This is a genomic window from Streptomyces sp. NPDC048436 (genome assembly GCF_043200355.1).
GTDB lineage: Bacteria > Actinomycetota > Actinomycetes > Streptomycetales > Streptomycetaceae > Streptomyces.
Window position 1 is genome coordinate 384,467 of sequence record NZ_JBICXP010000004.1, and the last position, 18,926, is coordinate 403,392.

Annotated in this window: 17 protein-coding genes; 6 read left to right on the top strand and 11 right to left on the bottom strand. The window is 70.3% G+C overall.

The genetic code is table 11. From position 1 onward, the window contains the following. Positions 1-67 precede the first annotated feature (67 nt). On the bottom strand, positions 68-739 hold the full coding sequence (nucS, locus tag ACGFX9_RS16635) for an endonuclease NucS (protein WP_393471521.1): 672 nt from the start codon (positions 737-739) through the stop codon (positions 68-70). A gap of 212 nt (positions 740-951) precedes the next feature. Here nucS and ACGFX9_RS16640 point away from each other — a divergent pair, with 212 nt between their 5' ends. Continuing rightward, positions 952-1,344, top strand: a complete 393-nt coding sequence (locus ACGFX9_RS16640; protein WP_393471524.1) for an SCO5389 family protein — start codon at positions 952-954, stop codon at positions 1,342-1,344. 70 nt (positions 1,345-1,414) lie between these two features. On the opposite strand, the gene ACGFX9_RS16645 is transcribed toward ACGFX9_RS16640, so the two are convergent. Further along, a complete protein-coding gene (locus tag ACGFX9_RS16645; RefSeq protein ID WP_393471527.1) occupies positions 1,415-2,467 on the bottom strand; it encodes an LLM class flavin-dependent oxidoreductase in 1,053 nt (350 codons plus the stop codon). Positions 2,468-2,679: 212 nt separating this feature from the next. On the opposite strand from ACGFX9_RS16645, the gene ACGFX9_RS16650 reads away from it, so the two are divergent. Continuing rightward, on the top strand, positions 2,680-3,018 hold the full coding sequence (locus ACGFX9_RS16650; RefSeq protein ID WP_393471530.1) for an ATP/GTP-binding protein: 339 nt from the start codon (positions 2,680-2,682) through the stop codon (positions 3,016-3,018). A gap of 10 nt (positions 3,019-3,028) precedes the next feature. Here the strand turns inward: ACGFX9_RS16650 and ACGFX9_RS16655 are convergent, their stop codons facing one another. The 7 genes from ACGFX9_RS16655 to mce all read right to left on the bottom strand — a co-directional run bounded on the left by ACGFX9_RS16655 (position 3,029) and on the right by mce (position 12,854). Next, a complete protein-coding gene (locus ACGFX9_RS16655) occupies positions 3,029-3,865 on the bottom strand; it encodes an ABC transporter permease (protein ID WP_393472462.1) in 837 nt (278 codons plus the stop codon). A 95-nt stretch (positions 3,866-3,960) separates the two neighbouring features. Then, the gene (locus ACGFX9_RS16660; protein ID WP_393471533.1) at positions 3,961-5,175 is read right to left on the bottom strand and encodes an ATP-binding cassette domain-containing protein; all 1,215 of its coding nucleotides are present in this window, start codon (positions 5,173-5,175) and stop codon (positions 3,961-3,963) included. 118 nt (positions 5,176-5,293) lie between these two features. Next, on the bottom strand, positions 5,294-6,064 hold the full coding sequence (locus ACGFX9_RS16665; protein WP_393471536.1) for an ABC transporter permease: 771 nt from the start codon (positions 6,062-6,064) through the stop codon (positions 5,294-5,296). Positions 6,065-6,067: 3 nt separating this feature from the next. Further along, positions 6,068-7,057 (bottom strand): ABC transporter ATP-binding protein, encoded by a 990-nt coding sequence (locus tag ACGFX9_RS16670; RefSeq protein WP_393471539.1) that lies wholly within the window; start codon positions 7,055-7,057, stop codon positions 6,068-6,070. Between the two features lie 122 nt (positions 7,058-7,179). Further along, a complete protein-coding gene (locus ACGFX9_RS16675) occupies positions 7,180-8,115 on the bottom strand; it encodes a cellulose-binding protein (RefSeq protein ID WP_344529168.1) in 936 nt (311 codons plus the stop codon). Between the two features lie 182 nt (positions 8,116-8,297). Continuing rightward, positions 8,298-12,182 (bottom strand): polarized growth protein Scy, encoded by a 3,885-nt coding sequence (gene scy / locus ACGFX9_RS16680; protein ID WP_393472465.1) that lies wholly within the window; start codon positions 12,180-12,182, stop codon positions 8,298-8,300. A gap of 231 nt (positions 12,183-12,413) precedes the next feature. Beyond that, complete coding sequence (gene mce, locus ACGFX9_RS16685) at positions 12,414-12,854, bottom strand: methylmalonyl-CoA epimerase (RefSeq protein WP_393471542.1); 441 nt, start codon at positions 12,852-12,854, stop codon at positions 12,414-12,416. A gap of 136 nt (positions 12,855-12,990) precedes the next feature. Here mce and ACGFX9_RS16690 point away from each other — a divergent pair, with 136 nt between their 5' ends. Both ACGFX9_RS16690 and meaB read left to right on the top strand, forming a co-directional pair. Continuing rightward, positions 12,991-14,193: an acetyl-CoA C-acetyltransferase gene (locus ACGFX9_RS16690; protein ID WP_393471544.1), complete on the top strand. Its 1,203-nt coding sequence runs from the start codon at positions 12,991-12,993 to the stop codon at positions 14,191-14,193. A 51-nt stretch (positions 14,194-14,244) separates the two neighbouring features. Next, positions 14,245-15,201 carry a methylmalonyl Co-A mutase-associated GTPase MeaB gene (gene meaB / locus ACGFX9_RS16695; RefSeq protein ID WP_393471547.1) on the top strand — a complete coding sequence of 319 codons (957 nt, stop codon included), beginning with the start codon at positions 14,245-14,247 and terminating at the stop codon, positions 15,199-15,201. Between the two features lie 250 nt (positions 15,202-15,451). On the opposite strand, the gene ACGFX9_RS16700 is transcribed toward meaB, so the two are convergent. Beyond that, positions 15,452-16,114, bottom strand: coding sequence for a PepSY domain-containing protein (locus ACGFX9_RS16700; RefSeq protein ID WP_393471550.1), 663 nt, complete (start codon positions 16,112-16,114; stop codon positions 15,452-15,454). A gap of 144 nt (positions 16,115-16,258) precedes the next feature. Between ACGFX9_RS16700 and ACGFX9_RS16705 the strand changes: the two genes are divergently transcribed. After that, a complete protein-coding gene (locus ACGFX9_RS16705; RefSeq protein ID WP_393471553.1) occupies positions 16,259-16,924 on the top strand; it encodes a response regulator transcription factor in 666 nt (221 codons plus the stop codon). Continuing rightward, the gene (locus ACGFX9_RS16710) at positions 16,921-18,348 is read left to right on the top strand and encodes an ATP-binding protein (RefSeq protein ID WP_393471556.1); all 1,428 of its coding nucleotides are present in this window, start codon (positions 16,921-16,923) and stop codon (positions 18,346-18,348) included. Before ACGFX9_RS16705 ends, ACGFX9_RS16710 begins: the two co-directional genes overlap by 4 nt. Positions 18,349-18,351: 3 nt before the next feature. Here the strand turns inward: ACGFX9_RS16710 and ACGFX9_RS16715 are convergent, their stop codons facing one another. Beyond that, complete coding sequence (locus tag ACGFX9_RS16715) at positions 18,352-18,828, bottom strand: MarR family winged helix-turn-helix transcriptional regulator (RefSeq protein ID WP_393471559.1); 477 nt, start codon at positions 18,826-18,828, stop codon at positions 18,352-18,354. Positions 18,829-18,926 lie beyond the last annotated feature (98 nt).

Here is an 18,926-nt window from a genome sequence, read left to right on the forward strand (position 1 = left end):
AGAGGGCCGGGTCCACCAGGACCCGGCCCTCTCGCGTACGGAAGAACTCAGACGCGTACGGAAGAACTCAGAACAGCCGCAGCTTGTCGTCCTCGATGCCGCGCATCGCGTTGTAGTCCAGGACGGCGCAGCCGATGCCCCGGTCCGTGGCGAGGACGCGGGCCTGCGGCTTGATCTCCTGGGCGGCGAAGATGCCCTTGACGGGGGCCAGGTGCGGATCGCGGTTCAACAGGTCGAGATAGCGGGTGAGTTGCTCGACGCCGTCGATCTCGCCGCGCCGCTTGATCTCCACGGCGACGGTCTGCCCGTCGGCGTCGCGGCAGAGGATGTCCACCGGGCCGATCGCCGTCATGTACTCGCGGCGGATCAGTGAGTAGCCCTCGCCGAGCGTTTCGATCCGGTCGGCGAGCAGCTCCTGAAGATGCGCTTCCACGCCGTCCTTGATGAGGCCCGGGTCGACACCCAGTTCATGCGAGGAGTCGTGCAGGATCTCTTCCATCGTGATGATGAGCTTCTCGCCCGCCTTGTTCACGACGGTCCAGACGCCCGCGTCGTCTCCGGCGCCCTCCTTCAACGTGCACGGCGGAGACATCCAGTTGAGGGGTTTGTAGGCCCGGTCGTCCGCATGGATCGAGACACTGCCGTCCGCCTTCACAAGGATCAGACGGGGGGCCGACGGGAGGTGGGCTGTGAGCCGGCCCGCGTAATCCACGGAGCATCGGGCAATGACGAGACGCATGGGGCGCAACGCTACTCGACACCGGGTGGTCCACGCGATTTCTCCAACGATGAACCTGTTCGATCCTGGCCGGTTGTGTTCCCAATCTCCTGGTGCAGCACGGGTCCGGTGCTTACCGTATAAGCAGGAGGTCGCCGTGCGTGCACGCTGCGTGTGCGGGCTCCTTCCCTGTCCGGAAGCCCCCGCTCCCCGGGGGTGCGAGAGGAGAACCCATGTCGCTCGACGTCTCACCGGCACTGTTGGAACAGGCCGAGCGAGGCGAGGTCGATGAAGCGGAATTCGTCGACTGCGTCCGGACCTCCCTGCCTTACGCATGGGAGATGATCAGCTCCCTGGTGGCCCAGCTGAAGGTTGACGGCGGCGAGTTCGCCGACAACCAGACGCCGCCGCCCAACGAGCAGGCACGTGGCCAGCTGCTGCGTGCGCTCGCGAGTGACGCGATTCGCGGAGCTCTGCAGCGGCACTTCGGAGTGCGACTGGCATTCCAGAACTGCCACCGCGTGGCGGTGTTCCCGCTGGACGCGTCCGTGGACGACAGGCTGGCCCGGTTCACTTCGGTCCGGGGCCAGCTGCTCAACCAGTCGCCCGAACTGCGGGACTGCTGAAGCGCGTTGCTGCCGCTCCGTACGCGGGAGGTGTACTAGTACCGGAGCGGCAGCTCCCCACCTCAGCGGCTCAGCCCAGCTGGGGCAGCACTTCGGCGCCCAGCCTCCGGACGTTCTCCTCGGTCGTGGCGAGATCGCCCGACCCCTCGACAAGCAGCGCGAAGCGGGTGATCCCCGTGCGCTCCGAGGTGGCGGCGAGCCGGTCGGCGCACACCTGGGGGGTGCCCACCGGGTGTAGTCCGCAGAGCAGTTCGGTGTACGCCAGCGGGTCCCGCATCGCCCGCGCGCGGCCGTCGACCGTGACATGGGCGTCCAGGCCCTGCTTGAGCCAGCCCGGCATCGCCTTCTGCAGCGTCTCCGCCGCGTCGAGACGCCGGTCCGCGATCTGCGCGACCCCGGCGGAGACGTGCGGCGCCCGGTGGACCTCCTCCGGCGTACGCCCCGCGGCGCGCGCGTGCCTGCGCCACAACGCCACCATTTCGGCCTTCTCCTCGTCGCCGACATGCATGCCGAGCAGCATCGGCAGACCGCGCTCCGCCGCGAGCCGCACACTGGACGGCGAGGTGCAGGCGACGATCACCTCGGGCCCGTCGGCGGGCTCCTCGGTGTCCTCTCCCGAGCAGGCCAGCGCCTCCTGCGGGCGAGGCACCACGGCGACCTCGCGGAACGAGAAGCGGCCCGCGTCGCTCGCGACCCGGGGCTCGCGCAGCCACCGCAGCAGCAGGTCGAGGGAGTCCGGGAAGCCCTTCTCGTACGCGTCGAGACCTGACCCGAAGACCTCCAGGTCCACCCACGGCCCGCCGCGCCCCACGCCCAGCGAGAAGCGCCCGCCGGACGTCAGGTGCAGCAGGGCCGCCTGCTCGCCCAGGGCGACGGGGTGAACGGTCGGCAGCACGCTCACGGCGGTGCCGACGCGGATGCGCCGCGTACGCCCGAGAAGGAGCGCGGCGAGGGTCACGGCGGACGGACACGTGCCGTACGGAACGAAGTGGTGCTCGGCGAGCCAGACCGCGTCGAGACCTGCCTCCTCGGCCACCTCGGCGGACCGCACCGCGCGGTGCAGCGCCTCGCCCTGCCCCTGTCCGGGGAACTGGGCGGCCAGAACAAAACTACCTACACGCATCGCACTCCTGCCTCCTTGGCGCCGACGCAGGCACTCCCCCTACGGGCAACAACGCTTGACACGTGCCAAAGGCACGGCTTCGCATGAGGATTGACGGATTTTCTGCGGAATGCAGGGGGGGATCTGTGGGGGTTGGTGAAGAACGCCTACCCCGCCGTGCGCCGCGTAGGCTGGACACACTCTTTGACCCCGTACATCCCGTGAGGTGTCCCGTGTCCCCGCGTCGCAACCGCCCGAAGGGCGCCGGAGAAGACGGTCCGCGCATGGGCGCGGGCACGGGTCCTTCGGGCCGCTACGGCGGCTTCCAGTCCACGGAGAGCTGGCAGGGCGAGGAGTGGAGCCTGCGCCACGTCGCGGGCGCGAGCGCGGCCGGCAAGAGCTACCGCTGCCCCGGCTGCGACCAGGAGATCCCCTCCGGGGTCGCGCACGTGGTGGCCTGGCCCGAGCACTCCGGTGTGGACGAGCGCAGACACTGGCACAAGGCCTGCTGGAACGCGAGGGACCGCCGCACCACGCGGGTGCAGCGGTCCCGTAACGCGCCCAGATACTGACGGCCTGCGGCTACACGTCGCGCTTCTCCAGGAGTGCGAAGGCGCCGACGACCGCGGCGACCGTCACGCCGACGAGCAGCATGAGCTGCGAGGTGCCGCCGCCCTCGCCGTCCATCTCGAAGATCTTGGCGAGCGAGTTGATGGCGTTGTAGTCCAGCATCTTCTCGCCGAGCGGCCGTGTGCCCTCGGAGATCATCAGGAACACGGGCAGGATCGCGGGCACCAGGACCACGCCGAGCATCGCGGTGATCGCGCCCGCCGAGTGGCGCAGCATCGATCCCGCGGCGAGCGCGAGGACGCCGAGGAGCGAGACGTAGAGGCCGCCCTTGAGCACCGTGCCCGACCAGTCGCCGTCGCCCGCCTCCGGACCGCTGTGCATCCCCGACGTCATCAGGCCCACCAGCAGGATGGAGCCCGCCGCGACGACGAAGGCGATCACGAAGAAGACCAGGAACTTGGCGGCGAGCACGCGGTAGCGCTGCGGCGAGGCCGTGAACGTCGTACGGATCATGCCCGTGCCGTACTCGGACGACGTCACCAGGACGCCCAGCGTGATCAGGCAGATCTGACCGAGTACGAGACCGAAGAACGCCGGGATCGTGAACGGCACGTCCGCGTAGTCCCGGTCCTGCGTCTGGGCGGCGACGAGCAGGCCGATGCCGATGACCAGGAGCAGGAAGACACCGAGCGTCCACATCGTCGAGCGGACCGACTTGATCTTCGTCCACTCGGAGGCGAGCGCGTTGCCGAGGTGGGTCTTCTTGACCGGGATCGGCGAGGTGTAGGCGTTGTTGATGGCCTGCTGCCAGGCGGAGGGCGGCGCGGGGGCGGCCGGCGGGGGAGCCATCGGGGCGCCTACCGGTGCGTAGGCCTGCTGGGGGGCCTGCGGGGCCTGCGGGGCCTGCTGGGGCTGCGCCTGCGGCTGCGGAGTCGGAGGCGTGGTCATCGGGGGTCCTCGCTGTCGGTCGCGCGCTTCGTCATCTCGGGGGCGGGGGCGGGGGCGGGAGCTGGGGCAGGAGCAGGGGCGGGAGCGGCTGCCTGCGGGGCCGCGGCCGCGTACGGGTTCGGGGTGTGCTGCGGCGGACCCTGGGGAGCGCCCTGCGGCATCGCGAACGGCTGGCCGCCCTGCTGGGGCGACGGCGGCGCGTACCACCCGGGCTGGCCCTGGCCGGGCACCGGCATCGGCCCCTGCGGCATCGCACCCGGCGGCAGCTGCTGCTGTAGTCCCGCGCGCTGGTCGACCGTCGAGCGGTAGTCGACGGCGCCCTGCGTCATCCGCATGTACGCCTCTTCCAGCGAGGCCTGGTGCGGCGAGAGCTCCCACACGCGGACGTCGGCGCCGTGCGCGAGGTCGCTGATGCGGGGCAGCGGAAGGCCGGTCACGCGCAGCGCACCGTCCTGCTCGGGCATGACCTGCCCGCCGGCCTCGCTCAGCACGGCCGACAGCTTCTCGCGCTGCTGCACCTCGCCCTCCGGCACCCGCACCCGGGCGAAGTCGGCGGAGTTGTGCGAGATGAAGTCCTTGACGCTCATGTCCGCGAGCATCTGCCCCCGGCCGATCACGATCAGGTGCTCGGCGGTGAGTGCCATCTCGCTCATCAGGTGCGAGGAGACGAAGACCGTACGCCCTTCGGCGGCGAGGGACTTCATCAGATTCCTGACCCAGAGGATGCCCTCGGGGTCCAGGCCGTTGACCGGCTCGTCGAAGAGCAGCACCTGCGGGTCGCCGAGCAGCGCGGCCGCGATGCCCAGACGTTGGCCCATGCCGAGGGAGAAGCCCTTGGAACGTTTCTTCGCCACGTCCTGAAGGCCCACGACACCGAGCACCTCATCCACGCGGCGGGCCGGGATGCCGGAGAGCTGCGCGAGGCACAGGAGGTGATTTCGCGCGTGCCGCCCGCCGTGCACCGCCTTCGCGTCGAGCAGCGCGCCGACCTGGCGGGGGGCGTTGGGGAGCTTGCGGTACGGGTAGCCGCCGATCGTCACCTGGCCCGTGGTGGGTTGGTCGAGCCCGAGGATCATGCGCATGGTCGTCGACTTGCCCGAGCCGTTGGGGCCCAGGAAGCCGGTGACCGTGCCGGGCCGCACCTGAAAGGAAAGGTTGTACACGGCTGTCTTGGCGCCGTAGCGCTTCGTCAGGCCGACTGCCTCGATCATTCTCCGCACCCATCGAATGGTTCAGGACGTCGGGGCACACGCCCCCGTAAGGGTTAGGAGGATATCGGGGAGCTGACGGTTCCAGCCAAGAGCGGGTAAAACCGTTTCCCCGCAGGGACTACGCGTCCCGCTTCTTCAGCAGCGCGTACCCGCCGATCAGCGCCACCGCCACCCACACCACCATGATCGCGAGCCCGCCCCAGGGCCCGTACGGAGTGTCGTCGTCTAGCGGGGTCTTCACCTGCATGATCTTGCTTCCTGCCTGGTCGGGGAGGAAGCGGCCGATCTTCTTCGTCGCCGATACGTTGCCCAGGATGCTGGAGATCAGGAAGAAGAACGGCATCAGGATGCCGAGCGACAGCATCGGGCTGCGCAGCATCGTGGCGACGCCCATCGAGAACATCACGATGAGCGTCATGTAGAGGCCGCCGCCGATCACCGCCCGCAGGACGCCCGGGTCGCTGATCGACGCCTTGTACTGGCCGAGCACCGCCTGGCCCACGAAGAACGTGATGAAACTGGTGACGAGGCCGACCACCAGGGAGAGCAGCGTGGCGACCACCACCTTGCTGACCATGAAGGTGCCGCGCTGCGGGACCGCGGAGAGCGAGGTGCGGATCATGCCGGTGCTGTACTCGTTCGAGACGACGAGCACGCCGAATACGATCATGGCGAGCTGGCCGAGGCTCATCCCGGCGAAGCTGGTGAAGGTCGGGTCGAAGACCCTGCGGTCCTGGGCGTTGAGGCTGTCGTAGTCGTTCTTCGCCAGAATGCTGATCAGCAGCCCGAGCCCGACCGTGACGACCACCGCGAGACCCAGCGTCCACACGGTCGACGAGACCGAGCGGATCTTGGTCCACTCCGACTTCAGTACCTGCGTCGCGGCCATCGCTCAGGACCCCTTCTTCTGGTTGGCCCAGCCCGCGCCCCAGCCGCCGGACTGTGCCGGAGGCGGCGGGGCGCCGGGGCCCGCGTGGTCGGCGTGCGCGTGATACTCCACCGACTCGGCGGTGAGCTGCATGAAGGCCTCCTCCAGGGAGGCCCGCTGGGGGCTCAGTTCATGGAGTACGAGCTGATGGCGTGCGGCGAGTTCACCGAGGTCCTCCGCGGTGGTGCCGTCGACCTCAAGGGTGCCGTTGCCCGCCTCGACGGCGGCGATCCCCTCCTGGTGCAGCACATCGAGGAGACGCTCGCGCTGCGGCGAGCGCAGTCGGACGTATGACCGTGAGTTCTGCTGGATGAAATCCGCCATCGAGGTGTCGGCGAGGAGCCGCCCCTGCCCGATGACGACGAGGTGTTCGGCCGTGAGTGCCATCTCGCTCATCAGGTGCGAGGAGACGAAGACCGTACGGCCCTGCGAGGCGAGGGACTTCATCAGGTTCCGGATCCAGTGGATGCCCTCGGGGTCGAGCCCGTTGACCGGCTCGTCGAACATCAGGATCTCGGGGTCACCGAGCAGCGCCCCCGCGATCCCGAGCCGCTGCCCCATGCCGAGCGAGAACCCCTTGGCCTTCTTCCTGGCCACCTGGGTCAGCCCGACGGTGTCGAGTACCTCGTGGACGCGGGCCCGTGGGATGCCGTTGCTCTGCGCGAGGCACAGGAGATGGTTGAAGGCGCTGCGCCCGCCGTGCATGGCCTTGGCGTCGAGCAGGGCGCCGATGTACTTGAGCGGCTCCTTCAGCTGGGCGTACCGCTTGCCGTCGATCCGCACGGCCCCCGCCGAGGGGTTGTCGAGCCCGAGCATCATGCGCATCGTCGTGGACTTGCCGGCGCCGTTCGGGCCGAGGAAGCCGGTGACGACCCCCGGATGCACGGTGAAGGTGAGGTTGTTGACGGCCAGCTTCTCGCCGTACCGCTTGGTCAGCCCCTCGAGCTCGATCATGCGGCCACGCTAAGACGGGACAGAGCCCCCTGCCACTTGGACAGAGGGCCCTGCAAGCGCCCGTAAGGGGCGCGGGGCTGTGACATCTGCGGCTGCGCCGCGGGGCGCGACCAGCCGCACCGTCAGCGAGTCTGCTGAGCCGGAACCCCACGAGAGACAGGCTCATCCTCGGCAGGCGTCCCGGCGGCAGCCACAGCCGCACCCGTGAGCGTGGCCAGCATCTCCCGCACATTGGTGAGCTGAGCGTTGATCGAATCGCGACGATTCGTCAGCGCCGCAAGCTCGCGCTCGGATTCGCTGCGGATCCGGTCCGCCTTGGCGTTGGCATCGGCGACGATGTCCTCCGCCTGACGCTGAGCCGTCTCCACCGTCTGACGGGCGCGACGCTCGGCGTCCGTACGCAGCTTCTCCGCCTCAAGACGCAGCTGCTCCGCACGGTGCTCGATCTCCGCGAGCCGCTTCTCGGCCTTGGCCTGACGCGAGGCCAGGTCACGCTCCGACTGCTCGCGGCGCTTGGCGAGGTTCGTCTCGAAGTCCGCGGCGGCCTGGGCGGCCTTGGCGCGGGTCTCCTCGAAGAGCGCGTCAGCCTCCTCGCGCTTCTGCTGCGCGTCCTTCTGCGCCTCGCTGCGCAGCGTGCCCGCCTCGCCCTTGGCCTTCTCGACGATCCGGACGCCCTCGTCCTCCGCCTTGGCCTTGCGCTCTGCCGCGAACGACTCGGCGTCGTTGCGCACCTGCTGGGCCGCCGACTCGGCGAGCTCACGGTGCTGCTCGGCTGCGCGACGGGCCTCCTCGCGCAGGTCCTTGGCCTCCTCCTCGGCGAGGCGGAGGATCTTCTCGACACGCGCGCCGAGGCCCGCGTACGACGGTTCGGCGTCGGCTACCTGCGCCTGCGCGTTCTGCGTCTCGAGGTGCAGCTCCTCAATGCGCTTTTCCAGAGCAGTGATACGAGCAAGAGCGCTGTCACGGTCGGAGACGAGCTTGGAGATACGTTCGTCCACCTGAGCGCGGTCGTACCCACGCCGCACAAGCTCGAAGCCGTAGGGGGAAGTGTCGCTCATGGGGTTCCTGTCGAATGAGACCGGTGAGGTGATAGAGGGAATCCTAGGGGTCCAAGCGGCGTGTCATCGAGCAGATGCCCGTTTGATCTGGAGAATGACACCCCTTTTGAGTGGCTAACCGCCGGAGCACTTGCCAGGGACAGTGCCGAAGGTCCTTACGAAGCACGCGAGATGTTCTTTGGCTAGCCCTCGGACGGCTTGCCACCCGATCGAGTTGAGCCCGCCGCCGCACCGGCCTTGACGCCACCGTCCTTGGCACCGGCGGCCGGTGGGGCCTCAAAGGATTCCAACGCCTCCAGTACGTCCTGGACACGGGAAATCTCGGCGTTGATGTCCTCGCGCCGTCTGACGAGGACCGCAAGCTCGCGCTTGCCCTCGTCAACCGTACGCTCGGCCTCGGCCTTCGCCTCCGCCTTGACGCGCTCGGCGTCGCGCACCAGCGTGGCCACCTTCGCCTCGGCCTCCTTGAGCAGCCCCTCGGCCTTCTTCACGGCGCCGATGCGCACCTTGCCCGCCTCGGAACTCGCGTCCGACACCAGCTCCTTGGCCTTTGCCTCGGCCTCGGCGAGCTGCTCCTGCGCGGCCTTCACAAGAGCGTCGCAGCGCTCGCCCGCGGTCTTCATCGCCTCGGCGGACTCGCGGCGCGCACGCTCGTGCAGCTCCTCGATCTCCGCGGTGAGGCGGTCGCGCTGCTCCTCCGAGCGCTCCCTTATGGCGGTCGCGTCCCTGCGGGCGCCGATGAGCAGCTCGTCCGCGTCCGTACGCGCCTTCTCCACCCGGGAGTTGCCCTCGACCGTCGCCTCGGAGATGAGCCGGTCGGCTTCCGTGCGTGCGGCGCCGACCATCGTGTCGGCCTGCGCCTCCGCCTCCGTGGTGGCCTTGAGCGCCTTCTCCTGGGCGTCCTTCGTCAGCTTCTCGGCCTCGGCCGCCGCCTCCGTGATGAGGGTGTCGACCTGCTCGGCCGCCTCGGAGCGCCGCTTGTTGGCGGCCTGGCGCGCCTCGTCCTGGGTGCGCTCGGCCTCGGCCCGCGCCTGCGAGGTGAGCCGCTCGGCCTCGGCCGCGGCCTCCGCCTTGACGCGCTCGGCCTCGGCCCGGATGCGCTCGGCGTGCTGCTGGGCGGAGCCGACCGTCTCGGCGGCGTCCGCGCGAAGCCGCTCGGCGTCGCCCGACGCGTCCGAGATGAGCTTCTCGGCCTTGGCCACCGACTCCGTACGAAGCCGCTCGGCCTCCGAAGCCGTCTCGCCGCGCAGCCGCTCGGCCTCGGCGATCGTCTCGTTCTGCAGCCGCTCGGCCTCGCTGCGCGCCTCGCCGATGAGCTGGTCGGCCTGGCTCGCCGCGTCGCCGCGGATGCGGTTGGCGTCCTCGCGGGCGTCGGCCCGGGTGCGGGAGGCGTCCTGCTCGGCCGACGCGATCGCGTCCGAAGCCTCGGTGCGCGAGCGCTGGGCGTACTCGGACGCGTCCGAACGCATCCGCTCGGCCTCCGCGATCGCCTCCGAAACGGTGCGCTCGGCAAGCGACTTGGCGGCCTCGGACTCCTCGGTCGCCTCGCGCCGGATGCGGCCCGCGTCCTCGGTGGCCCGCTCCCGCTCCGCGTACGCGTCGGAGCGGACACGGTCCGCCTCCTCCTGCGCCTCGGTCCTCGTACGCTCCGCCGCGTGCTCGGCGGCGCTGCGCAGGCCCGCGATCTCCTCCTGCGCGCTCTCCTGGAGGCCCGCCACCGAGTCCCGTACGGACTGGGCGGTCTGCTCGGCGCTGGAGACCATCTCGGTCGCCCTGCGGTCGGCCTCCTCGACGAGGCGGACTGCCTCGGCCTGGGCCTCATCCACGCGCTTGCGGGCGGAGGCGAGGAGTTCCTCGCTCTGCTCGCGGGCGCGCTCACGCTCCTGGTCGGCCTCGGCGCGCGCGGAGCTGAGGGTCTCCTCGGCCTCGCGGCGGCGCCTCGCTGCCTCCTCCTGCGCCGCGGACAGGGCCTCCGCGGCCTCCGCGCCCACCCGCTCGGCGGCGGCAGCGGCCTCCGAGCGGACCCGGTCGGCGGACTCCTGGGCCTCGGTCTTGAGCCGCTCGGCCTCGGCGGCGGCGTCCGAACGCAGCCGTACGGCGATGTTCTCGCCCTCGGCGCGCGCCTGCGAGGCGTCGGCGGCGGCCTCCGTGCGCAGCCGCTCGGCCTCGGTCTCGGCCTGCGACTGAAGGGTGCGGATCCGCTCGGCGGACTCCGAACGGAGGCGGTCCGTCTCGTCCGACGCTTCCTTGCGGATGCGCTCGGCCTCGGCGCGGGCGTCGGTCAGCGCCTGCTCGGCGGAGGCGAGACGCTCCTCGGCCTCCGTGTGCAGGCGCGTCAGCTCGTCGGCGGCCTCGGCCTGACGTGCCGCTATGGCCCGCTCGGTCTCCTCGTGCAGGGCCCGCGCGGCGTCCTCGGCCTCCGACTTCGCGGCCTCGGCCTGCTCGGCGGCCTCCTCGCGGTGCCGCTCGGCCTCGGCGCGGGTGCGCTCCAGCGTCTCCTCGGCCTGCTTGCGCAGGCTCGTGGCACGCTCGATGGCCTCGGTGCGGACCCGCTCGCTCTCGGTGGTCGCGGCCGACTTCAGCTCGTCCGCGTCGGCCTTCGCCTTGGCGAGCAGCTCCTCGGCGGACTTGGCCGCCTCCTCGATCTGCTGGACGGCCTCGCGCCGGGCCTCGCCACGGATCCGCTCGCCCTCGGTGACCGCGTCGGCCCGCAGCTGCTCGGCCTCGCCGCGCAGCCGGCGCGCCTCCTCCTGCAGCTCGACGGTCTTGGCGCGGTACTCCTTGGTGTCGTCCTTCGCCGTGCCCTTGAGCTCCTCGGCGATGTCGTGCGCCTCGGCGCGCAGCCGGTCCGCCTCCGCCTCGGCCTCCGAGCGGATCCGCTCGGCCTCCTCGGTGGCGGCCTTCGTCGTCTCCTTGGCGTCCTTGGACGCCTTGTCGAGTACGTCCTCCGCGGTGCGGGCGGCCTTGGCGAGCTGGCCCGCGGTCTCCTCCGCGGTGATCGTGCGCGCCTTCTCGGCGGCGTCCTTGATCAGCTTCTCGGCCTCGGCACGGGCGTCGGCGACGAGCTGCTCGGCCTCGGACTTCGTGGCCTCGGCTTCCTTGGTGGCCTCGCCGACAAGGCGCGCGACCTGCTCCTTGGCCGTACGCGTGCGCTGTTCGTTGGCGCCCTCGGCGGCCGAGAGCTGCTTGGACGCCAATTCCTTGGCCTCGGCGAGGACCTTGTCGGCCTCGGTGCGCGCCTCGCGCAGCGCCGTCTCGGCCTCCGTCATGCGCTGCTCGGCGGCCCGGCTCGCCTCGGTGGCCTGGCGGCGCGCCTGCTCGGACTCGGTGGCCGTGGTGGAGCGCAGCTGCTCGGCGTGGTCGGTGGCCTCCTGCGCCTGCGTGGAGGCGGCGTTCAGGAGGCGCTCGGCGTCCGTGCGGGCCCGGCGCAGGATGGCCTCGGCCTCGGCGCGGGCCGACTCGGCGTCGCTCGAAAGGCGCTGGCGGGCCTCTTCGGTGACGCGCTCGGCCTCGGCACGGGCCGCCGCGAGGGCCTGGTCGGCCTCGGCGCGGGACTCGTCGAGCAGGCGGCGCGCCTGCTGTTCGGTGCGTGCCCGGAGCTGCTCGGCCCACGCCACGTTCTCGTTGACGTGCGACTCGACGGTCTGGCGGCGCTCCGACAGCTCCTGGTCGAGCTGCTGACGGCGTGACACCGCCTCGGAGTGCAGCTCCGACTGGAGCCTGGCCTGCTGTTCGGCGTGCTCCTGGAGGATCCGCTGGGTCTGCGCACGGGCGTCGCGCAGCTCGCGCTCGGCATCCTGGCGCAGCTGGTCGGCCTGGATCTGGGCATTGCGAAGCAACTGCTCGGCCTGATAGCCGATGTCCGCGCCGTCATAGGCAGGGCGGGACGCGAGGTTGCGGCGCGCCTCGTGCAGCTTGGCGCGCAACACCTCGACCTGGTAGCCGAGGTCCTCGGCGTGCTGAACAGCCTTCTCTCGTTCGGTCTTCAGCCGGTCCATCTCGGCCTCGAACCGCGAAAGATGGTCCGGTTCAGCCCGCGAGCTCTCTTGGCGTTCGTAGCCCCGCACTGCGCGGTCCCATCCGTCCCCTGGTCGCAAGTCTCTTCTTACGAGCCCTGTCCATCCGCCGAACGGGGCCCCCGGGGAATGGTGTCAGATCAACAGCAGAGCATGGGCTGCTGCCCCGACGCTCGTCCCCCGAAACCCGGACCCCGGCAAGCGGCCGCCCAGCGTACGGACGACCGGCCGCCCTTACTTCGGACGGCCGACCCCAACCCTACCGGCCCAAGTATGCGGAGGTCAGTGCTCCGGTGACTCCTGGGCCGCGGAGGTGACGAGTTCGGTGAGCACACCGTGACAGTCCTTGGGGTGCAGGAACGTGATGCGGGAGCCCATGGAACCGATGCGCGGCTCCTCATAAAGGACGCGTACGCCCTTGTCCTTGATGGCCGCGGCGTCGCCGTCCACGTCGGCGGTGCCGAAGGCGATGTGGTGCACACCCTCGCCGTTCTTCGCCAGCCACTTGCCCACCGCGGAGTCCTCGCGGATGGATTCGAGGAGCTGCAGATAAGAGGCGCCGCCGTCGCTCGTCTCATTGATCTTCAGCATGGCCTCGCGCACGCCCTGCTCTTCATTGACTTCGGTGTGGAACACCGTGAAGCCGTACGTCTCCCGGTAGAACTCGACGGTCTTGTCGAGGTCGAAACAGGCGATCCCGATGTGATCGATTCGCGTCAGCATGGTTTAAGTGCAGCCCTTCCGGCCGTGATTACGCAACGTGCGCGCGATCACACCGAGCGCCCGATGACGCGCGGCGTACCGCTCAGTACATTCAAGTAAACCCTCATTAACTTCTCCTCCCAAGGGGCCGTGGCACATGTCTGGAACGACCGGTACCACCTCAGTGATCGTCGCGGGCGCGCGCACGCCCATGGGCCGCCTGCTCGGCTCCCTGAAGTCCTTCTCCGGCGCCGACCTGGGTGGCTTCGCGATCAAGGCCGCGCTCGACCGGGCCGGCATCGGCGGCGACCAGGTGCAGTACGTGATCATGGGCCAGGTGCTCACCGCCGGGGCAGGGCAGATCCCGGCACGCCAGGCCGCCGTCAAGGCGGGCATCCCCATGAACGTCCCCGCGCTCACCGTCAACAAGGTGTGTCTGTCGGGGCTCGACGCGATCGCGCTCGCCGACCAGCTGATCCGCGCGGGCGAGTTCGACATCGTCGTCGCCGGCGGCCAGGAGTCCATGACGAACGCGCCGCACCTCCTGCCCAAGTCGCGCGAGGGCTACAAGTACGGCGCCATCGAGATGCTCGACTCCATGGCGTACGACGGTCTGACGGACTCCATTGAGAACATCGCCATGGGCGCGTCCACGGAGAAGCACAACACCCGCCTCGGCATCGCACGTTCCGAGCAGGACGAGATCGCCGCCGCTTCCCACCAGCGCGCCGCCGCCGCCCAGAAGAACGGCATCTTCGAGGCCGAGATCACCCCGGTCGAGATCCCGCAGCGCAAGGGCGACCCGGTCCTGTTCGCCAAGGACGAGGGCATCCGCGCCGAGACCACCGCCGAGTCGCTCGGCAAGCTGCGCCCCGCCTTCGCCAAGGACGGCACGATCACGGCGGGCACCTCCTCGCAGATCTCCGACGGCGCCGCCGCCGTCGTGGTGATGTCGAAGGCGAAGGCCGAGGAGCTCGGCCTTGACTGGATCGCGGAGATCGGCGCGCACGGCAACGTGGCGGGCCCGGACAACTCGCTCCAGTCGCAGCCGTCGAACGCCATCCAGCACGCCCTGAAGAAGGAGGGCCTTGACGTCGCGGACCTCGACCTGATCGAGATCAACGAAGCCTTCGCCGCGGTCGCGGTGCAGTCAATGAAGGACCTCGGGGTGTCCTCGGAAAAGGTGAACGTCAACGGCGGCGCCATTGCCCTGGGTCACCCGATCGGGATGTCCGGCGCGCGTGTGGTCCTGCACCTCGCCCTTGAGCTGAAGCGGCGCGGCGGTGGCGTGGGCGCGGCGGCGCTGTGCGGTGGCGGCGGGCAGGGTGACGCACTGATCGTGAGGGTGGCGAAGGCCTGACGCGTCGGCGCTTACACCTTCCCTTTACGTCTTGGAACGGAGCTGTCTGACATGCAGGACGTCCCCTCCCTGGTGGCGCAGGCCCGCGAGGGCAGGCCACGGGCCGTGGCCCGGCTGATCTCACTGGTGGAGGGGGCGTCGCCGCAGCTCCGCGAAGTCATGGCGGCGCTGGCTCCGCTGGCGGGCCACGCGTACGTGGTGGGCCTCACCGGATCGCCGGGTGTCGGCAAGTCGACTTCGACGTCGGCGCTTGTCTCCGCCTACCGCAGGGCGGGGAAGCGGGTCGGCGTCCTGGCCGTCGACCCGTCGTCACCCTTCTCCGGGGGCGCGCTGCTGGGCGACCGGGTCCGGATGTCGGAGCACGCGTCCGACCCCGGCGTCTACATCCGCTCGATGGCGACCCGCGGCCACCTCGGCGGCCTCGCCTGGTCGGCACCCCAGGCCATCCGCGTCCTGGACGCGGCGGGCTGCGACGTGATCCTGGTGGAGACGGTCGGCGTGGGCCAGTCCGAGGTGGAGATCGCCTCGCAGGCGGACACGTCGGTGGTGCTGCTCGCCCCCGGGATGGGCGACGGAATCCAGGCGGCGAAGGCGGGAATCCTGGAGATCGGCGATGTGTACGTCGTCAACAAGGCGGACCGGGACGGCGCGGACGCCACCGCGCGCGAGCTGAACCACATGCTGGGCCTCGGGGAGTCCCGCGGCCCCGGCGACTGGCGCCCGCCCATCGTGAAGACGGTGGCCGCCAGGGGCGAGGGCATCGAGGAGGTCGTCGAGGCCCTGGAGAAGCACCGGGCGTGGATGGAGGAGCGGGGAGTCCTCACGGAACGCCGCGCGACGCGGGCGTCCCGCGAGGTGGAAACCATCGCGGTCACAGCTTTGCGGGAGCGCATCGCGGACCTCCACGGGGACGCGCGGCTTTCGGCGCTGGCGGGACGGATCGTGGCGGGGGAGCTGGATCCTTATGCGGCGGCGGATGAACTGGTGGCCAGCTTGACCTCGGGGTGACCCGAGCCGCGCGGTGGGCTCCGCCTCGGGGCGGGCGAGCCGGGTGGTCCCGCAGCCGGACGAGCCGCCGCTTCGCGGCGATTTTTTCCCGCCCGCCCACCCGATCACCCCGGGGCAATCGGGTGGGTGGGCGGGAGAGTTCCCGCCGCGAAGCGGCGGTTCAGGATGTAGCGCACGTGCGCCGGCCCCGCAGGGTGTCCCTGCGGGGCCGGCTCATCGGGGGACGGGGGACCGTCAGTCGTCGGAGCCGTCAGTCGTCGGAGCCGTCGTCGTCCGAGTCGTTGTCGTCGGAGTCATCGTGGCTGTCCGACTTGTCGGCCGTGACCTTGCCCGACTGCAGGTCGACCTTCCAGTCCGACTCCGCACCCTTGGCACCGGAGGTTTCCGCCTCCCAGGCCCCGGTCGTACCGTCGTCATCCAGGTCCACGGACGTCACCGTGCCCTTGTCGGCGGCAGCCTTCGCCGCGTCCTCGGCGGAGACGGACGCGCCCTTCAGGGCAGCGGAGACCCGCTTCGCGTCGCCGTCCTCGTCCTGCTCGGTGTGCGTGCCGAGCACCTTGCCGGTGCCGGGGTCGACCTGGACGCTGTGCCACGTGCTGCCCTTGCCGAGTACGTCGACGTCCCAGACCAGGCCGCCGTTGTCCTCGTCGTCCAGCTCGGCGGAGACCGCCGTACCGGACTGCTTCGCCAGCGCCGCCTCGATCGCGTCGGCCGCCGTCACCTTGGCGGCCTTCACCTCGGCGGTGTTCTCCTTGGCGTCGTCCTCAGAGCCCTCGTCGTGCTTCAGCTGAACGCTCGACTTCTTCGCGGCGGCCGACGACTCGTCGTCGCCGGTGACGGCGAGTGCCGACGCCGTGCCGCCCCCGACCAGTGCGATGGCGGCGACTGTGGCGATGACGATGTTGCGCTTCATAAGGGGTTCCTCCCGAGACGGTGGCCCGCGGCCGGTGAGCCGCTGCCGTTCGCTTTCGACAAGGAACAATCTGGCTGAGCGACCCTGAACGCAGCCTGAAGCCGCCTGAAGAACTCTTCAGCTTCGCTCTGCGACCCTGAACGCATGCGCCTGTTGATCGTGGAAGACGAAAAGCGCCTCGCGTTGTCCCTGGCCAAGGGTCTGACAGCCGAGGGCTACGCCGTGGACGTCGTACACGACGGCATCGACGGACTGCACCGGGCGAGCGAGGGAACGTACGACCTCGTCATCCTCGACATCATGCTGCCCGGCATGAACGGCTACCGCGTCTGCTCGACCCTGCGGGCCGCAGGACACGACGTACCGATCCTGATGCTCACGGCGAAGGACGGCGAGTACGACGAGGCCGAGGGGCTCGACACGGGCGCCGACGACTACCTCACCAAGCCTTTCTCGTACGTCGTACTGGTTGCACGTGTGAAGGCGCTCCTGCGCCGCCGCGGCAACGGCGGCCCGTCTCCCGTCCACACCCTCGGCGACCTCAAGGTCGACACCGCCGCGCGCCGCGTCTTCCGTGGCGACGACGAAGTGGCGCTCACCGCGAAGGAGTTCGCGGTCCTTGAGCAGCTCGTCCTGCGCACCGGCGAGGTGGTCTCCAAGGGCGACATCCTGGAGCACGTCTGGGACTTCGCCTACGAAGGGGACCCGAACATCGTCGAGGTGTACATCAGCGCCCTGCGGCGCAAGCTCGGCGCCCAGTTGATCAAGACGGTGCGCGGCGCCGGTTACCGCCTGGAGGCCCCGCGATGAAGCGGCTCTTCGGTTCCGTCCGGGCCCGGGCAACGCTCGGCGCCAGCCTCGTCGTGGCCGTCGCGCTGGTCGCGGCCGGCGCCGCCGTGCTTCTCTCGCTGCGCGCGAATCTGATCGACCAGGCGGACGGACAGGCCGATTCGGCCGCCCGCCAGGTCGCGTCCCGGCTCGCCGCGAACGTCGGCTACGGAGACCTGGAGCTGGACGGCGAGGACAATCCGGTGCAGGTCGTCGACGCCGACCGCAGGCTGGTCGCCGTCAGCGACGACCTGGAGAGCATCAGCGGTACGGGAGTCGGCGAGGTCAAGCCGCGGCCGGCGGCGACCCCGCCCCGCGGCGACGATGACGACGAAGGCGACAGCGGCGAGGACGCGCTCGACGCGGGGGAGATCTCCGAGGACACCGAGTACAGCGGCGGTTCTGCGACCGTCGACGGCGACACGGAGGAGTACCGCTTCGCCGCGGTCGAGGTGAACGTCGAGAAGAAGGGCGACCTCACCGTGTACGCGGGCGGCTCGCTCGCCGCCGAACGGAGCGCGGTCTCCACGGCGTTGACCTCCATGCTGATCGGCTTCCCGCTGCTGCTCGCCGTCATCGCCGCCGTGACCTGGCTGGTGACGCGCCGCGCCCTGCGCCCGGTGGACGCGATCCGCTCGGAGATGGCGGCGATCACCGCCTCCGAGGACCTCGCGCGCCGTGTGCCCGAGCCGGACACGCACGACGAGATCGCGCGTCTGGCCACGACCACGAACGAGACGCTCGCCGCCCTGCAGAGCTCGGTGGAGCGCCAGCGCCGCTTCGTGGCCGACGCCTCGCACGAGCTGCGCAGCCCGATCGCGTCCCTGCGCACCCAGCTCGAAGTGGGCGCTGCCCACCCGGAGTTGCTGGACGTGGACGGCGCGGTCGCCGACACCGTACGGCTTCAGGAGCTGGCCGCCGACCTGCTTCTCCTCGCGCGTCTCGACGCGGGTGAGAAGCCGGGCGGTGGACATGTGGACCTGGGGGCGCTGGCCCGCGAGGAACTCTCGCAGCGCACGCGGGACCGCGTCGACGTCCGCATGGAACTGGGGAACGCCGAGGTCACCGGCTCCCGGAGCCAGTTGGCGCGTGTCCTTGGCAACCTCGTGACCAACGCGCAGCGCCACGCGGGCTCACACGTCACGGTCACCACCCGCGTGGAGGGCGGATGGGCGGTCCTTGAGGTCTCCGACGACGGAGCGGGCGTGCCGGAGAGCGAACGCGAGCGCGTCTTCGAACGCTTCGTCCGCCTCGATGACGCCCGCGCCCGTGACGACGGCGGGGCGGGTCTGGGCCTCGCCATCGCGCGCGATGTGGCCACGCGCCACGGCGGCACGCTCACGGTCCGGGAGGCCCCCGGTGGGGGAGCGCTCTTCGAGCTCCGGATCCCTGTCGTCCGCCGGTGAGGGTCAGGGCTTGCCCCGCTGGGCGCGGAGGTGTTCCGCGATCGGGGTCAGAGCCTTGTGGAGTTCGCCGAGCGCCTCGGGTGAGATCAGGTCGACGAAGTGCTGGCGGACGGAGGCCACGTGGTGCGGGGCGACCCGCTTCATGGTCTCCATGCCGTCGTCTGTGAGGACGGTGTAGAGCCCGCGCCGGTCGGACTCGCAGTTCTCCCGGCGGACCAGGCCCGCGTTCTCCATACGGGTGATCTGATGGGACAGGCGGCTCTTGGACTGCAGTGTGGCGGCCGCGAGATCGCTCATACGCATCCGCTGCTCCTCCGATTCGGAGAGATGCACGAGGATGTCGTAGTCGTTCATGGTCAGGTTGAACGGCTGGAGGTCCTTCTCGAGCTGATAAGTCAGCATCCTGTTGACCTCCACGTGGGTGCGCCAGGCGCACTGTTCCTCGTTGGTCAGCCACTGCGGGGCCGTATCGGTCTCCATGGAATCGATTCTACCTAAGAAGTTGAAAGGTGAACGAATGGGGGTGTGTGACACGCGCCTCTCGCCCCCCAGGTGACAGAGGGGCACAGACGTTCGCC

Excerpts from the sequence above, each read along its gene's own strand:
- nucS (WP_393471521.1), bottom strand. The coding sequence starts at position 739 with ATGCGTCTCGTCATTGCCCGATGCTCCGTGGATTACGCGGGCCGGCTC.
- ACGFX9_RS16640 (WP_393471524.1), top strand. The coding sequence starts at position 952 with ATGTCGCTCGACGTCTCACCGGCACTGTTGGAACAGGCCGAGCGAGGC.
- ACGFX9_RS16645 (WP_393471527.1), bottom strand. The coding sequence starts at position 2,467 with ATGCGTGTAGGTAGTTTTGTTCTGGCCGCCCAGTTCCCCGGACAGGGG.
- ACGFX9_RS16655 (WP_393472462.1), bottom strand. The coding sequence starts at position 3,865 with ATGGCTCCCCCGCCGGCCGCCCCCGCGCCGCCCTCCGCCTGGCAGCAG.
- ACGFX9_RS16660 (WP_393471533.1), bottom strand. The coding sequence starts at position 5,175 with ATGATCGAGGCAGTCGGCCTGACGAAGCGCTACGGCGCCAAGACAGCC.
- ACGFX9_RS16665 (WP_393471536.1), bottom strand. The coding sequence starts at position 6,064 with ATGGCCGCGACGCAGGTACTGAAGTCGGAGTGGACCAAGATCCGCTCG.
- ACGFX9_RS16670 (WP_393471539.1), bottom strand. The coding sequence starts at position 7,057 with ATGATCGAGCTCGAGGGGCTGACCAAGCGGTACGGCGAGAAGCTGGCC.
- ACGFX9_RS16675 (WP_344529168.1), bottom strand. The coding sequence starts at position 8,115 with ATGAGCGACACTTCCCCCTACGGCTTCGAGCTTGTGCGGCGTGGGTAC.
- mce (WP_393471542.1), bottom strand. The coding sequence starts at position 12,854 with ATGCTGACGCGAATCGATCACATCGGGATCGCCTGTTTCGACCTCGAC.
- ACGFX9_RS16690 (WP_393471544.1), top strand. The coding sequence starts at position 12,991 with ATGTCTGGAACGACCGGTACCACCTCAGTGATCGTCGCGGGCGCGCGC.
- meaB (WP_393471547.1), top strand. The coding sequence starts at position 14,245 with ATGCAGGACGTCCCCTCCCTGGTGGCGCAGGCCCGCGAGGGCAGGCCA.
- ACGFX9_RS16700 (WP_393471550.1), bottom strand. The coding sequence starts at position 16,114 with ATGAAGCGCAACATCGTCATCGCCACAGTCGCCGCCATCGCACTGGTC.
- ACGFX9_RS16705 (WP_393471553.1), top strand. The coding sequence starts at position 16,259 with ATGCGCCTGTTGATCGTGGAAGACGAAAAGCGCCTCGCGTTGTCCCTG.
- ACGFX9_RS16710 (WP_393471556.1), top strand. The coding sequence starts at position 16,921 with ATGAAGCGGCTCTTCGGTTCCGTCCGGGCCCGGGCAACGCTCGGCGCC.
- ACGFX9_RS16715 (WP_393471559.1), bottom strand. The coding sequence starts at position 18,828 with ATGGAGACCGATACGGCCCCGCAGTGGCTGACCAACGAGGAACAGTGC.